The 14711-nt window shown below is 71.7% G+C and carries 9 protein-coding genes and 1 riboswitch; of the genes, 7 read left to right on the top strand and 2 right to left on the bottom strand.

Features of this window, described 5'->3' with window-relative positions; translation table 11 throughout:
• Window positions 1-135 precede the first annotated feature (135 nt).
• From JHN45_RS10495 to JHN45_RS10475, 5 genes are all read left to right on the top strand, one after another.
• Window positions 136-3252, top strand: coding sequence for a BTAD domain-containing putative transcriptional regulator (locus JHN45_RS10495; protein WP_236583542.1), 3117 nt, complete (start codon window positions 136-138; stop codon window positions 3250-3252).
• A 153-nt stretch (window positions 3253-3405) separates the two neighbouring features.
• On the top strand, window positions 3406-4800 hold the full coding sequence (locus tag JHN45_RS10490; protein WP_201048804.1) for an FAD-binding oxidoreductase: 1395 nt from the start codon (window positions 3406-3408) through the stop codon (window positions 4798-4800).
• A 44-nt stretch (window positions 4801-4844) separates the two neighbouring features.
• Complete coding sequence (locus JHN45_RS10485; RefSeq protein WP_200710426.1) at window positions 4845-5111, top strand: zf-HC2 domain-containing protein; 267 nt, start codon at window positions 4845-4847, stop codon at window positions 5109-5111.
• Window positions 5112-5288: 177 nt separating this feature from the next.
• A complete protein-coding gene (locus JHN45_RS10480) occupies window positions 5289-5864 on the top strand; it encodes a sigma-70 family RNA polymerase sigma factor (RefSeq protein WP_200710427.1) in 576 nt (191 codons plus the stop codon).
• A gap of 134 nt (window positions 5865-5998) precedes the next feature.
• On the top strand, window positions 5999-6931 hold the full coding sequence (locus JHN45_RS10475) for a catalase family peroxidase (protein ID WP_200710428.1): 933 nt from the start codon (window positions 5999-6001) through the stop codon (window positions 6929-6931).
• A gap of 384 nt (window positions 6932-7315) precedes the next feature.
• Here the strand turns inward: JHN45_RS10475 and JHN45_RS10470 are convergent, their stop codons facing one another.
• Both JHN45_RS10470 and JHN45_RS10465 read right to left on the bottom strand, forming a co-directional pair.
• The gene (locus JHN45_RS10470; protein WP_200710438.1) at window positions 7316-8344 is read right to left on the bottom strand and encodes a zinc-binding alcohol dehydrogenase family protein; all 1029 of its coding nucleotides are present in this window, start codon (window positions 8342-8344) and stop codon (window positions 7316-7318) included.
• A gap of 123 nt (window positions 8345-8467) precedes the next feature.
• A complete protein-coding gene (locus JHN45_RS10465) occupies window positions 8468-8761 on the bottom strand; it encodes a helix-turn-helix domain-containing protein (RefSeq protein WP_200710439.1) in 294 nt (97 codons plus the stop codon).
• A gap of 158 nt (window positions 8762-8919) precedes the next feature.
• Between JHN45_RS10465 and JHN45_RS10460 the strand changes: the two genes are divergently transcribed.
• Both JHN45_RS10460 and JHN45_RS10455 read left to right on the top strand, forming a co-directional pair.
• Entirely contained in the window at window positions 8920-12051 is a 3132-nt protein-coding gene (locus tag JHN45_RS10460) for a BTAD domain-containing putative transcriptional regulator (RefSeq protein WP_201048803.1), read from the top strand.
• A 121-nt stretch (window positions 12052-12172) separates the two neighbouring features.
• The gene (locus JHN45_RS10455; protein ID WP_201048802.1) at window positions 12173-14245 is read left to right on the top strand and encodes an alpha-galactosidase; all 2073 of its coding nucleotides are present in this window, start codon (window positions 12173-12175) and stop codon (window positions 14243-14245) included.
• 301 nt (window positions 14246-14546) lie between these two features.
• Window positions 14547-14709: riboswitch (cyclic di-AMP (ydaO/yuaA leader) on the top strand.
• Window positions 14710-14711: the final 2 nt, after the last annotated feature.

The following is a 14711-nucleotide window of genomic DNA, read 5'->3' as shown; positions in this document are numbered from 1 at the left end:
CCGCTCCTGCCGTCGATGTCGCGTCTCGGTGGACGTGGACGTCTACGGGGCCTCCGGCGACTCGGTTCACCTGCCGGCGCGACGCGCCGACAAGCCCTTTCGGCGCAATCGGCCGCCGACGGCAGAATGGCGGCCATGCTCTTTCGACTGCTCGGCCGCCCGGAGTTGGTGAACGGCAACGGCGCGATCGCCCTGCCCGGCGCCGTCTCCCGGGCGATCGTGGGGCGGCTGCTGCTCGCCCACGGAGCCGTCGTGCGGCGGGACACGCTCATCGAGGAGCTGTGGCAGGAGCGCGGGGCGAAGGATCCGGTCAACGCGCTCCAGGTCCAGATGGCCAAACTGCGGTCGGCGCTCGCGGCCGGCGGCGAGGACACGCGGCTGCTGTTCGGGCACGGCGGGTACCGGATCGTCCTGGGTCCGGACGACGAGATCGACGCAACCGCTTTCGAGGCGGCGGTCCGGGCGGGCCGTGAGCATCTGGCGGCGGAGGAGTGGGAGAAGGCCGAGGTCGAGCTGCGGTCGGCGCTCGCGATGTGGCGGGGGCGCGCCCTGGACGGCCTGGAGGGACGGTTCTTCGAAGCCGAGCGGACCCGTCTCGAGGAGCTGCGGCTGGGCGCCCTGGAGGACGTGGCCACCGCCGGTCTCGCCCTCGGCCGGGCGCGGGAACTGGTCCCCGAACTGACGGCCCTGGTCTCCCTCGCACCGCTGCGCGAGCGGTCCTGGGCCCGCCTCATGCTCGCGCTGCACCGCTGCGGGCGGACCGCCGAGGCCCTCGAGATCTACGAGACGGGCCGGCTGCTGCTGCGGACCGAGCTCGGCGCCGTGCCCTCGTCGGAGCTGCGCTCCCTGCACACCGCGATGATCCGCCAGGACCCGGCTCTCCAAGGGCCCGCCGCCGCGTCCGGTTGTCCGTCCGCGCTGTCCTCCGTCCGTACGGACGTCCGGCCGGCGGTCGGCGAAGGCGGTCCGATCCGGCCGCTCGGCCCGTTCGTCGGCAGACACAGGGAACTCGGCGCGCTGCGGGAGGTCGTCGACCGCGAGCGGCTGGTGACCGTGCTGGGGCCGGGCGGTGTCGGCAAGACGCGGCTGGCACTGGAGGTGTGCGCGCTCCTGCAACCCTCCCGGGGCCATGTCTGGTGGGTCGACCTGGCCCCCGCCGACGACGCGAACGCGCTCGCCGTGGTCGCCGCCGCACTCGGCCTCTCCGACGCGTCCGTCCGGCCGGACCAGCCGCCGCACGACTATGTGCACCGGATCACCTCGTTCCTGACGGTTCGTCAGGCGGTGCTCGTGCTCGACAACTGCGAGCATCTCCTCGACGCCGTGGCCCCGCTCGTGGCGACACTGCTGGGCCGGTGCCCCGCGCTGACCGTGCTGGCCACCAGCCGGGCGCCGCTGGAGGTCCCGGCCGAGGTGATGTACCCGCTGGCACCCATGGCGGACGAGGAGGCCGCGGACCTGTTCGGTGCCCGCGCCGCCATGATCGACCCGTCCTTCGCCCCGGACGAGGCCGCGCTGCGCGACATCCGCTCCCTGTGCCGCAGACTCGACGGACTGCCGCTGGCGGTCGAACTCGCCGCCGCCCACGTCCGGTTGCTGTCCGTGCGGCAGATCGAGGCCCGCCTCGACAACCGCTTCGCCCTGCTCACCAAGGGGGACCGCACCGCACCGGCCAGACACCGCACCCTGCGCGCCGTCCTCGACTGGAGCTATGCCCTCCTCGACGGCACCGAGCAGCGGCTGTTCACGGAACTGGCCCTCTACGTCGGCGGCTGCTCCCTCGACATGGTGGAGTCCGCCGCCGCGCTGCACGGGGCCGACGGTGCCCAACTGCTGCACGTACTGGCGCGGTTGGTCGACAAGTCCCTCGTCGTCCCCTTCTCCACCCCGGACGGGACCCGGCTGCGGATGCTGGAGACGGTCCGCGAGTACGCCCTCGCCCGGCTCCGCGAGGAAGGCCGCGCGCCGGACGCCGAGGAACGGCTCATGGCCTGGGCCGCCCACTTCGTCCGCGACGGCAGCGCGGGCCTCTCGTCCCCCGCCCAGAAGGAGTGGACCCGCCGGCTCACCGAGGAGTCCGCCAACATCCGGGCGGCCTCCGACCTGATGACGGCCAGGTCCAGGGAGGCCGAGGCACTGCTGCTGGAAGCGCGACTGGGCTACTTCTGGTTCATCGGCGGCCGGGAGGAGGAGGGCATCGACCGCCTCCACCGCACCCTGCTCGCCTACGACGCCGCGGCGGGCCGGCGGACGGCAGAGCCCACCGAGGAGGACGAGTGGGCCCTCTTCTACACCATCGCCTGGCTCACCTGGCTCAACCATGTCGCCGGGCACCACACGGAAGCCGGTTCCTATGGGGAACGGCACACAGCGGTCTGGCAGCAGGCGAAGAACCCCGACCTCGTGGTCCTGGGCCGGTGCTACGACGCGCTGCACGCGATGCTCGACGGCCGCGACGATGTGGAGGAACGGTTCGCCTCGGCCGAGACCGCCGTGGCGCACACCGAGTTCCACTGGGACCGGGCGGTCCTGCAGACGAACTGGTCGACCTACTGCCTGCAGCGCGGGGACGTCGAGGGGGCCCGCCGCCACGGTCTGCTCGCCGTGGCGGCCTCCCGCGCGGCCGAGGACGACTTCCTCCGGGTCTTCTCCCTCACCCTGTGCGGAGACGCGGACGAGAGCGACGGCCTCCGCGACCGGGCCCGCGAGCAGTGGACCGAGGCGGCCCGCATCCTGCGCGCCGTCGGAGCGCGCACCCGTTGGGCCTACACCGTGCTCAGACTGGCCTGCCTGGACATCGCCGAGCGGGAGTTCGCCACCGCCGAGGGGCGGCTCGTCGACGTCCGCAGGCTCGCGGACGAACTCGGCGCGGACGACCTCCAGGCGGCCGTGGCCAACCTGCGCGGAGTGCTGGCCTTCCACGACGGCCGTTTCACGGACGCGGCGACGATCTTCGACGGGGTCTGGCACTGTCCGGCGGCACCGGCCGACCGCAGAGCGGTCTCCGCCGTAGGACTCGCGGTCCTGGCGGCCTTCGGCCCGCCCGGCTCCGCCGCCGACGCGCGGACCTGGACCGACCGGGCCCGCCGGACCCAGGGCGGACTGCTGGAGCCGCTGGCCCGGCACGCGGTGGGCGTCCTGCTGGAGAGGCTCGACACCCACCACCGCTCCGGGGGGAGCGGGCGGGGCGACCCGAACCAGGTCTGCGCCTGGCTCGCGGGCGGTCCCTCGGTGCTCGCCGCCTTCTGCTGACCGTCCTCGAACTTTCGTCAAGGCGGCACGCGCACGCCGTGAACCTCTTCGGAGTGTGCGCCGTAGCAGCCATCGGACGGCACCCGGTCGCGTCGGGGAGCCGTTTCCGTCTGCTTTCCGGGCGGCCGACGCTCCGACGAAAGGCACAGCAGCATGACCGAGTACCAGCGCCGGACCGTTGTCGGCGCAGCAGCCGTCACCGAACTGGCCGACCGGATCGGGGGATCCGTGTTCGTCCCCGGCGACGAGGGCTACGAGGCGGCGGTCGCGGGGTTCAACTTGCGCTCGCGGCAGCGGCCCCGCATGGTCGTCGCGGCCGGCGGCGCCGCCGATGTGCAGACCGCGGTCGCCTTCGCCGCCGCGCACGACCTGCCCGTCGGGGTGCTGGCCACCGGACACCAGCCGTTCCCGGACGAGGAGGATTTCCTGCTCGTCACGACGGGCGCGATGCGCACGGTCGACATCGATATCGAGCGCGGGGTGGCCCGAGTCGGCGCGGGCGCGCGCTGGTCGGACGTCGTGGGACCGGCCCAGGAGGAAGGGCTCGCACCGCTGAACGGGTCCAGCCCGGACGTGGGGGTCGTGGGCTTCACCCTCGGCGGCGGACTCAGCCCCTTCCTGGGCCGGTCCCACGGCTGGGCCGCCGACCACGTCGTGGCGATCGAGGTGGTCACGCCGGACGGCGTCCCGCGCCGGGTGTCGGCGGAGGCCGAACCGGACCTCTTCTGGGCCCTGCGCGGCGGACGCAGCAACTTCGGTGTCGTGACCGCACTGGAGATCGGGCTCTTCCCCGTGACCTCCTTCTACGGCGGCGGCATCTACTTCCCCGCCGAGGACGTCGAGGCCGTGCTCCGCGCCTTCCCCGAGGTGGTCCGCGCCGCACCCGACGCCTTCACCTGCTCGGTGGCGCTGCTGAACTTCCCGCCGGTCCCGCAGGTGCCCGAACCGCTGCGCGGCCGGTTCCTCGCCCACGTCCGGGTGACCCACCTGGGCACCGACGAGGACGCCGAGAAGCTCATCGCCCCCTTCCGGGCCATCGGTTCGGGGATCCTCGACACGATCGCCCGGCACCCCTACGGCTCGTACGCCCTCGTGCACACCGACCCGGCGGAACCCTTCCCGTACGAGGAACAGGGCGCCCTGCTGGCCGAGTTGCCGGCCGCCGCCGTCGACTCCCTGGTGGAGAGCGCCCAGATCGCCGCCTGGGGTCTCGTCACGGTCCTGGAGCTGAGGCATCTCGGCGGGGCGCTGTCGGCCCGACCCGCCGCGGCCGCTCCCGTCGCCGCGCGGGACGCGGTGTTCAACGTGTGGGGAGCGACGGTGGGCCCGCCGGAGGTCGTCGAGGCCGGCACGGCGATGCTGGGCGGGCTGGTCGAGCGGTTGCGCCCGTGGTCCACGGGTCTCACGTACACGAACTTCGCGGGCCGCGACGACCGGGCGGAGAACGTGTTCACCGACGCCGACCTGGCCCGGCTGCGCCGACTGAAGCGGCGGTACGACCCGCGGAACCTCTTCCGGGTGAACAACCACACCATCGCCCCGGAATAGACCGGGACCGAGGGACGGACGGCGTAGGCAGGCTGGAGACCGCGGTGACATGCGAGCAGGAGACAACCGAACTGGCCGCCTACGCCATGGCGGCCCTCGATCCCGGGGAGACCGTACGCGTCGGCCGCCATGTGCGGGCGTGCCCGGGCTGCGCGGGCGAGGTGGACGAGATCCGCACCGCGCTCGCCGCCGTCCGGCTGCTGCCCGACGAGGAGTTGCTGGGCGACTGGTCCGACCGGCTCTTCGAACTGCGGGAGGCGGCGGTCCGGGCCGCCCTGGCCGAGGTCCCGCCCGTACCCCGTCGTCAGTGAGCCGGCACGCGCGCGTGCCCGCTGTCCGTTTCCTTTCCCGCTCCTGTCCTCGGGGGCGCGGGCGGGGAAAGCGGACATCAAGCGGCCGGCAAGAGGTGCCTCCCAAGGTTTCCCCGTTCAGAGTTCAACGAATTGGTGCGCCGCGCAGGACCCACGGCGCACTGGGGGAACGTGGCAATGAGGCAACACAGCACAACGATCCGGGACATACGGCCGACCCGCCCCGACGGCGGGGCGCGTGACCGGGCCCGGGACGAGGCGTTCATCCGCGCCGTCTACGACAAGCACGGCGCGTATCTGCTGCGAGTGGCCACCGGACTGCTCCGGGGCGACGGCCACCAGGCCCAGGACCTGGTCCAGGAAGCGGTCCTGCGCGCCTGGCAGCACACCGACATCCTCGACCCGGGAGCCGAGGGCATCCGGCCCTGGCTCGTCACCGTGGTCCGCAACCTCGTCATCGACGGCTACCGCGCCCGCCAGGCCCGCCCACCGGAGACGGCCGACACCGCGCTGCGGGACCTGCCGGGACCGGAACACATGGACCCCGCGCTCACCAGGAAGATCGTCCGCGAGGCCCTGGCGGACCTGACGCTGCAGCATCGCGAGATCCTCGTCCACGTCGAGTTCCTCGACCAGTCGGTGGCCCGCACGGCGAGCATGCTGGGCATCCCGCCGGGCACGGTCAAGTCCCGAACACACCTGGCCCTCAAGGCACTTCGGGCCGCGCTGACGGAGCGGGGCTACACGCCGTAGGGGATGCCGGGCGGGTGCCTCGGGCGCGTGAACCGTTTCTGCGGCCCTCCTCGTATACCGCACGTGACGGGTCCGGCGACCGGCTCTTCCGCGCCGGCTCGGACGAGCACCTCACTTCCGTCGTGGAGGAACGAATGTCGAGCACCCCCGCAGCCCCGCCCACCGCCGAGCAGGTCGTCGACAGCATGGAGCGCATGCACGGCCTGTATCCGGGACACCGGCGCTCCGGCGCGCGGGGCGTCTGCTTCAAGGCGACGTTCACCCCGACCGGGGACGCGGCTGGCCTCACCACGGCGGCCCATCTCCAGGGCGCGCCGACCCCCGTCGTCGTACGGTTCTCCAACTCGGAGGGGAATCCGCGCTCACGCGACACCGTGCCGGTGGCCCGCGGGATGGCCGTACGCTTCCAGCTGCCCGACGGCGGCGACACCGACCTCGTCGCGATGACGGTGCCGCTGTTCGTCGCCTCCACCCCGGGGCAGTTCCTCGAACTGACCGAGGCGCTGCGGCCGGACCCCGCCACCGGGGTGCCCGACCTGAGCAGGGTGCAGGCCTACGTCGCGGCCCATCCGCATCTCGCCGGGGCCGTGACGCAGGTCCCACCTATACCGGTCGGCTACGGCACCGCCGCCTACTGGGCGATCCACGCGTTCGTCTGGACCGACGCGGCGGGCAACAGGCAGCCGGTGCGCTACCGCTGGGAGCCGGAGGCCGGCCGCGCGGAACTGACCGCCGAGGAGGCGGCCGGGCGCCCTGACCAGTACCTGACCGAGGAACTCCACCAGCGCCTAGGGCAGGGCCCGTTGGCGTTCACGCTCCAGGTCCAGCCGGCCGAGGAGGACGATCCGACGCACGACCCTGCCGTCGCCTGGCCGGAGCGGCGCAAGGAGATCACCGCCGGACGCCTGGAAATCGTCGCACCGGTCGACGACCAGGACTACTGGGCAGCGCAGCGGTTCGACCCCACCCGGGTCACCGCCGGAATAGAGCTCTCCGACGACCCGGTGCTCGCCTTCCGCGCCCGGGCGTACGCAGAGTCCTACCGCCGGCGCAGCCGGAATCGCTGAACAGGACGGAGAAGAGCGACGGGCACCGGATGTCTCCGGTGCCCGTCGCTCTTCGGAATACTGGGGAAGGCTATTGTCTCGCCCGCTCGCGTGCCTCATGTACCGATCTCCTCTCCTCGGAGGTGAGGAGATCCATGAGCCGCTCGTTGTTGACCCAGTCGTTCAGCAGGGCGTGGGAGCCTCCCAGGCTGAGCGAGTAGGCCCACATACTTCGCCCCCGTCGCGTCCCGTTCCATTCCGCCGCCCAGCGGAGCAGGTGATCGATGCGCTGCTCCGGCGTGAACCTCATGACCCGCATGCTCGTCATCTTTCCGTGGTTACGAGAAAGCCTTTTCATCTTCCGCTTGGTAAACGGGACGAGGAACGAGGAGGTTCACAGGCCGATCAGAATCCGGTGAGCGTCACCTTGCCGATGGTGGCGCCGGATTCGAGGATGCGGTGCGCCTCGCGCAGATGGGCGGCGTTGATCGTGCCGAGATCCCGGGTGGCCGTGGTCCGCAGGCTGCCCGCGTCCACCAGCCGGGCGATCTCGCCGAGGATGTGGTGCTGCGCCGCCAGATCCGGGGTCCGGTACAGGGAGCGGGTGAACATGAGCTCCCAGTGGAAGGAGATGCTCTTCGACTTCAGCAGACCGATCTCGACGGCACCGAAGTCGTCGATGGCGAGCAGGTCGCCGAACGGCTTGAGGATCTCGGCGTACGCGGCGAGGTTCCGGTCCGTGCCTGCGGTGCCGAAGATGTGGTTCACCCCATCGGGTGCTACCTCGGCCACCTGTGCGGGCAGGGGGTGATGGTGGTCGACCACATGTGTCACGCCCATACGGCGGGCGAACTCGACGGTTTCCGGGCGGGAGGCGGTGCCGATCACCGTCAGTCCGGTGAGAGCGCGGGCCAGCTGGGCCACCATGGCCCCGACCCCGCCCGCCGCCGCGGTCACCAGCAGTGTGCCGGTCTGTTCCGGACTCTGCCGCAGACCCAGGCGCTCGAACAGACCCTCCCAGGCGGTGAGCGAGGTCAGCGGCAGTGCCGCCGCGTCGGCGAAGGAGAGCGTGCTGGGCTTGCGGCCGACGATGCGCTCGTCGACGGCGTGGAAGCGGGAGTTGGTGCCCGGCCGGTCGATCGCGCCGGCGTAGAAGACCTCGTCGCCGACCGCGAACAGCTCCACCTCGTCGCCGACCGCGACGACCGTGCCGGCGGCGTCCCAGCCCAGCACCTTGGGCTCGCCGCCCGGGTCGTTGCCCTGCCGGACCTTGTAGTCCACCGGGTTGACCGCGATCGCCTCGACCTGGACCAGCAGATCGTGCGGACCTGGCTCGGGGACGGGCAGTTCGAGGTCCAGCAGGCTTTCGTCGTCGTCGACCGGCAGGCTCTTGAGGTAGCCGACCGCGGGCATCGTCTTCGGGGTCACGCTCATCATGGATCTCCTCGGTTCGTGCGGTGGCCGGTGAAGGGCCGCGGCCACGCTCCGAACGGTATCCACCGGGAGGTAGTAACCAGCAAGGGAGCCTACTTCCCATCGGGAAGTGTCCAGGTCAGATTAGGCGGCGTCGGGAAAACGGTCGATGTTCTGCTCCACCCAGGTGCGCAGATGGGCGAGCGGCGCGCAGGCGTCCAGGCCGAGCGGGGTCAGGCTGTACTCGACCCGGGGCGGCACCTCGGCGTAGATCCGGCGGTCGACCAGACCGTGGTCCTCCAGACGGCGCAGCGTCTGGGTGAGAACCTTGGGGCTCACGCCCTGGAGCCGGGAGCGCAGCGCGCCGAAGCGCTGCGGACCGTCCTCCAGAGCGCCGAGAGCGAGGGCGCTCCACTTGTTGGCCAGCAGGTCCAGCATGTCGCGGCAGGGGCAGGCGGCAAGATAGACGCTCTTGGGGTCGTCGCAGAGGCCCGATGTCTTCGTCATCCAGCGATGGTACCCAACGGGTACCAGCAACCCTTGCGGGTAACCGCCACCGTTTCCGTACGGTGGCCGACGTGCACGAAGGTCGAGACATGAACGATGACGGCATCCACTTCCGACTCCTCGGCCGTCTGGAACTCGCCGACGCGAGCGGTGCCGTCGCGCTGCCGGGTGCCGTCTCCCGCGCCGTCGTCGGCCGGCTCCTGCTGGCCGGGGGAGCGGTGGTGCACCGCGACACGCTCATCGACGAACTGTGGGAGGAGCGCGGCGCGAAGGACCCCGTCAACGCCCTCCAGGTCCAGATGACGAAACTGCGCGCGGCCCTCGCGGCGCACGGCGGGGACCGGCGCCTCCAATCCCGTTACGGCGGCTACCAGTTGGTGCTGGCTCCGGAGGACGAACTCGACACGGTCCGCTTCGAGGCGGCGGTCCAGGAGGGCCGCGAGCACCTGGCGGCGGGCGCGTACCGGGAGGCGGAAGACGTTCTGCGGCGGGGACTTGAGCTGTGGCGGGGCCGCGCCCTGGACGATCTGAAGGGCCGGGTCTTCGACGCCGAACGGCTGCGCCTCGAGGAACTGCGCGTGGACGCACGGGAGGACGCGGCCGCCGCCGGTCTCGAACTCGGCCGCGCCGCCGAACTGGTCCCCGAACTCACGGCACTTGTGGCCGGCGCACCCCTGCGCGAACGGTCCCGGGCCCGCCTCATGCTCGCCCTCCACCGCAGCGGGCGCCACGCCGAGGCCCTGGACGTCTACGAGGCGGGCCGCCGACTGCTCCGCTCCGAGCTGGGCGTCGATCCCTCCCCGGAACTGCGCTCCCTGTACGAGGAGTTGCTCACCCGCGACCGGTCTCCCGCGACGGCGGCCAGGGACGCCGTACGACTGGTCCCGGCATCCGCCGACTCCCGTCCGGCGCCCGGGCGGGGCGGGCCCGACCATCCCCTCGGCCCGTTCGTCGGCCGTGGGGCGGACCTCGACGGGTTGCGGGCGGCCCTGGAGCGGGAGCGGCTGGTGACCGTCGTAGGGCCCGGTGGTGTCGGCAAGACGCGGCTGGTGCTGGAGACTTGTGCGTCGATGGCGTCCTCGTACGACGCCGCGTGGTGGGTCGATCTGGCCGCGGTGGACGGCACGGGTGTCCTCCCTGCGATCGCCGCGGCCCTCGGGCTGTCGGACGCCTCGGTACGGCCGGACCAGCCGCCGCACGACTATGTGCACCGGCTCACCTCGTTCTTGACGGAGCGTCAGACCGTGCTCGTGCTCGACAACTGCGAGCACCTGCTCGACACGGTCGCCCCGCTCGTGGCGGTCCTGCTCGGCCGGTGCCCCGCGCTGACCGTCCTGGCCACCAGCAGGGCGCCGCTGGCCGTCGCGGGCGAGCGGCTGTTCCCGCTGGCGCCGATGTCCGACGGAGAGGCCGCCGAACTCTTCGGTGTCCGGGCCCTCATGATCGACCCGAATTTCAGCGCGGAGGGGCCGGAGCTGGACGCCGTCCGCTCGCTGTGCCGGGGACTCGACGGTCTGCCGCTCGCGGTCGAACTCGCCGCCGCGCACGTCCGGTTGCTGCCCGTGCGCGAGATCGAGCGCCGCCTCGACAACCGCTTCGCCCTGTTGTCCAAGGGGAAGCGGACCGCGCCCGCCCGGCACCGCACCCTGCGTGCCGTCCTCGACTGGAGTTACGCCCTCCTGGACGCCACCGAACAGCGGGTGCTGACCGAACTCGCCCTGTACGTGGGCGGTTGCTCCCTCGACACGGCGGAGACGGCGCTCTCCCTCCCCGGGGCGGACCGCCACGAGACCCTGCGAATACTGGCCCAACTGGTCGACAAATCCCTCCTGTTCACCGTCCCGACGCCCGAGGGGAGCCGACTGCGGATGCTGGAGACGGTCCGCGAGTACGCGCTGGACCGGCTCAGGGCCGAAGGACGGGAGGCCGAGGCGGAGGAACGCTTCATGGCGTGGGCCCTGCGCTTCGTGCACGACAGCGCGCCAGGCGGCCAAGGGGAGTGGATCAGTCGGCACACCGCGGAGTCCGCCAACGTCAGGGCGGCCTCCGACCTCCTGATGGCCCGGGCGAGAACATCCGAGGCCCTGGGCCTGGAAGCGGGACGGGCCTACTACTGGACCATCAGCGGCCGGGAGGAGGAGGGCATCGACCGACTCCGCCGCGGCCTGCGGGCCTATGACGTCGTGGAGCCCACCGAGGAGGACGAGTTGGCGCTCTTCCGCGCGCTCACCTGGCTCGTCTGGCTCAGTCACGTCGTCGGCCGGCACGCCGAGGCCGGCCTCTTCATCGACCAGTACCAGGTGACGTGCCGGCGCGCGAAGAACCCCGACGTCGCCGTCCTGGGAGCCTGCCACGAACCGTTCCACGCCATGCTCAGCGGACGCCACGCCGACGTGGAGGAACTCTTCGTACGGGCCGAGAACGGCATCGCGGGCACCGCCTTCCACTGGGACAGGGCGGTCCTGCAGACCAACTGGACGACGTACTGCCTCCAGCGCGGCGACATCGACGGCGCCCGCGCGCACGGCCGGACCGCCGTCGCGGCGGCGCGCGCAGCGGGCGACGACTACGCGCGGGCGTTCTCCCTCGTGCTCTGCGGCGACGCGGACGAGAGCGGCGGCTTCCGTGACCGGGCCCGCGAACACTGGTCCGAGGCGGTCCTCGCCCTGCGCTCCATCGGCGCGGGCGCCCTCCACGCCTACACCGCGCTGCGGATCGTGTGCCTGGACATCGGGGAGGGCGCGGTCGCGACGGCCGAGCACCGGCTCGCGGAGGTGGCGCGGCTCGCCGACGAACTGGGCGCGGACGACGTCCGCGCCGCCGCGGCCGTCCTGCGCGGAGCGCTCGCCTTCCACGGGGGCCGCTTCCCGGAGGCCCGGACGATCTTCGCCGGTGTCTGGGACAGCCCCACGGCACCGCTCGACCGCAGGGCGATGTCCGCCCTCGGCCTGATGGTCGTCGCGGCGTTCGGCCCGCCCAGCCCATCGGCGGCCGACGAGACCCGGCTGTGGAGGGACCGCGCCGCCAAGGCGCACGACCGGGTGCGCGAGCCACTGGCCCGCCGCGCGGTCGGCGCCCTCCTCGACACCCTGGACACCTGTTTCCGGTCCGGTCCGGCCGACGGGCACGGGGCGGACCGGGTGCGGGCCTGGCTCGTCGACAACCCCTCCGTGCTGGCCGGCTTCAGCGGAGTGCTGACCGGACCGGGCCGGCATCGCTGACCCGGACGCGTGACACGGGTTTCCACAGGTTATGAGTTCTCCACAGGCGTTGCCTCGCAGGTCCCGCACCATTGATGATGTTGGCGCTTGAGTGGACTTGTTCGAATCTGTGAGGGACTTGATGCTGGAGACCGCCGAGAACGGCCGTACGTGGGTGCTGTCCGGACCCACGAGCAGTTACGCCGTCCATCTCACCGAGCGCGACGAACTGCTCCATCTCCACTGGGGCCCTCGCATCGCGCTCGCCGACGCCGAGGAAATCGCCGCCCGCCCGCTCTCCAGCGGCGCCTCCTTCGAGGCCCCGCTCGACGGACACGAGGAGTACCCGGTCGAGGGCGGCCCCCGCTTCGTCCGCCCCGCCCTGTCGGTGCGCACCCCGGAGCGGCGCGGCACCGAGTGGACCTTCGACCGCTACGACACGGACGGCGACGAACTGCGGCTGCGCTTCCGCGACGCCGGACTGACGATCACCCTGCACTACCGGACGCGCGGCGACGTCGTGGAGCGCTGGACGGTCCTCGACAACGAGGGGACCGAGCCCCTGGAGCTGCTGCGCGCCGACTCCGCCACCTGGACACTGCCCGACCGGGAGGAGTGGCAGCTGTCGCACGTGCACGGCCGCTGGGCCGCCGAGTCACGGCTCGTACGCTCCCCCCTCACCTACGGTGAGAAGGTCATCGGCAGCCGCCGCGGCCACACCGGACACCAGTACCTCCCCTGGGTCGCGCTCGACACCGACGCGACCGAGGAACGCGGCGAGGTCTACGGCTGCGCCCTCGGCTGGTCGGGATCCTGGCGGATCGCCGTGGCCCAACTCCCGGACGCGCGCGTGCAGATCACCGGCGGCGCCGGGTACGACGAGTCCGGGCTGCTGAGCCTCGCGGCCGGGGAGTCCTTCACGACACCCCTCTTCGCGGCCCTGTGGAGCGACGCCGGCTTCGGCGGCGCCAGCCGCACCTGGCACGCCTACCAGCGGACGTACATCATCCCGGACGCGGACCAGGACCGGCCGGTGCTCTACAACTCCTGGGAGGCCACCCAGTTCGACATCTCCGAGGAGCAGCAGGAGGTGCTCGCCCAGCGTGCGGCGGCGGCCGGCGTCGAGCTGTTCGTGGTCGACGACGGCTGGTTCGGCGCCCGCACCAGCGACCGCGCCGGACTCGGCGACTGGACCCCCAACCCGGACCGCTTCCCCGCCGGCCTCAAGCCCCTTGCGGACCGCGTCCACTCACTGGGCATGCAGTTCGGCATCTGGGTCGAGCCCGAGATGATCAACCCGGACAGCGACCTGTACCGCGCCCACCCGGACTGGGTGCAGTACCAAGAGGGACGAAAGCGGACGGAGTTCCGCAATCAGCTCGTCCTCAACCTGGCCCGCGAGGACGTTCAGGAGTACCTCTGGGAGCAGCTCGACGGACTCCTCTCCAGCGCCCCGATCGACTATGTGAAGTGGGACTTCAACCGCTGCTTCACCGACGCGGGCTGGCCCGGCGACGCCTATCCGCAGCGCCTCTGGGTCGACCATGTGCGCGCCCTGTACGCCCTCTTGGACCGGCTGCGGGAGGCCCACCCCGGTGTGGCCTTCGAGTCCTGCTCGGGCGGCGGCGGCCGGATCGACCTCGGCATCCTCAGCCGTACGGACCAGGTGTGGACCTCGGACAACACCGACCCGCTCGACCGGCTCGCCATCCAGCACGGCTTCAGCCAGATCCATCCCGCGCGCGTGATGGCCGCCTGGGTCACCGACAGCCCCAACACCCAGCTCAACGACCGGGTCAGCAGCCTGCGCTTCCGGTTCGTGAGCGCCATGGCCGGGGTGCTCGGCGTCGGCGGCGACCTCTCCGAGTGGACCGGGGAGGAGCTCGCCGAGGCCCGCGAGTGGATCGCCCTCTACAAGGAGATCCGGCCGCTCGTGCAGCGCGGCGACCTTTACCGGCTGCGCCCGCCGACCGGCGGACTGAGCGCCGTCCAGTACACGCGCGGCGACGAGAGCGTCGTCCTCGCCCTGCTCCAGGCACAGCACTACGGCGAGCCGGTCCCGGCGCTCCGGCTGCGCGGGCTCGACCCGACGGCGTCGTACGAATGCCTCGAAACGGGCGAAGTCCACCGGGGTGCCGTGCTGTTGCACCACGGGCTGCGGACCGGGCTGCGCGGTGACCTCGATGCGACGGTTCTCCGGCTGCGTCGCATCTGAGCCTTCTGCCCGAATTGCAGCCTTCGTTACAACTCGCTCTGGATTAAGGGAACCTGAGGGGTTGTACGTGAGCAGCGTCATATCCGTGACCGTACGTCGCTCGTCATGTTCACGTAATTGACGTGCTTTTCCAGGGGAATTGAGGTCGAAGTCCTGTGGGAATTCACGGAGGGTGACTGTGAATTCCCACAGGAAGTCACAAGAAACCCAAAACCGTGGAACCTCCTGCTTGTCCCTTTGCGTCTTCCTCGCTTACGTTCGCCACCAATCCGGACGGACGCCCAATCCTGCCGCCGACCGGACTCCGCACACACCCACCCGTATGCGGCAGGAGCGGGGGACCCACAGGTAGGACGCCTGTTCCGGTCTCCGGAACGGGCTTGGGGTAAAGCCGCGACCAGTGCGCGGCCGGGCATCTCCAGCCCGCACCCGACAGCTCACCCCGCAGGCGCCGGAGAGGAATTCG

Origin of the sequence: Streptomyces sp. MBT53, assembly GCF_016654115.1 — a bacterium.
GTDB lineage: Bacteria > Actinomycetota > Actinomycetes > Streptomycetales > Streptomycetaceae > Streptomyces.
This window is presented reverse-complemented; position numbering and strand designations above follow the sequence as displayed.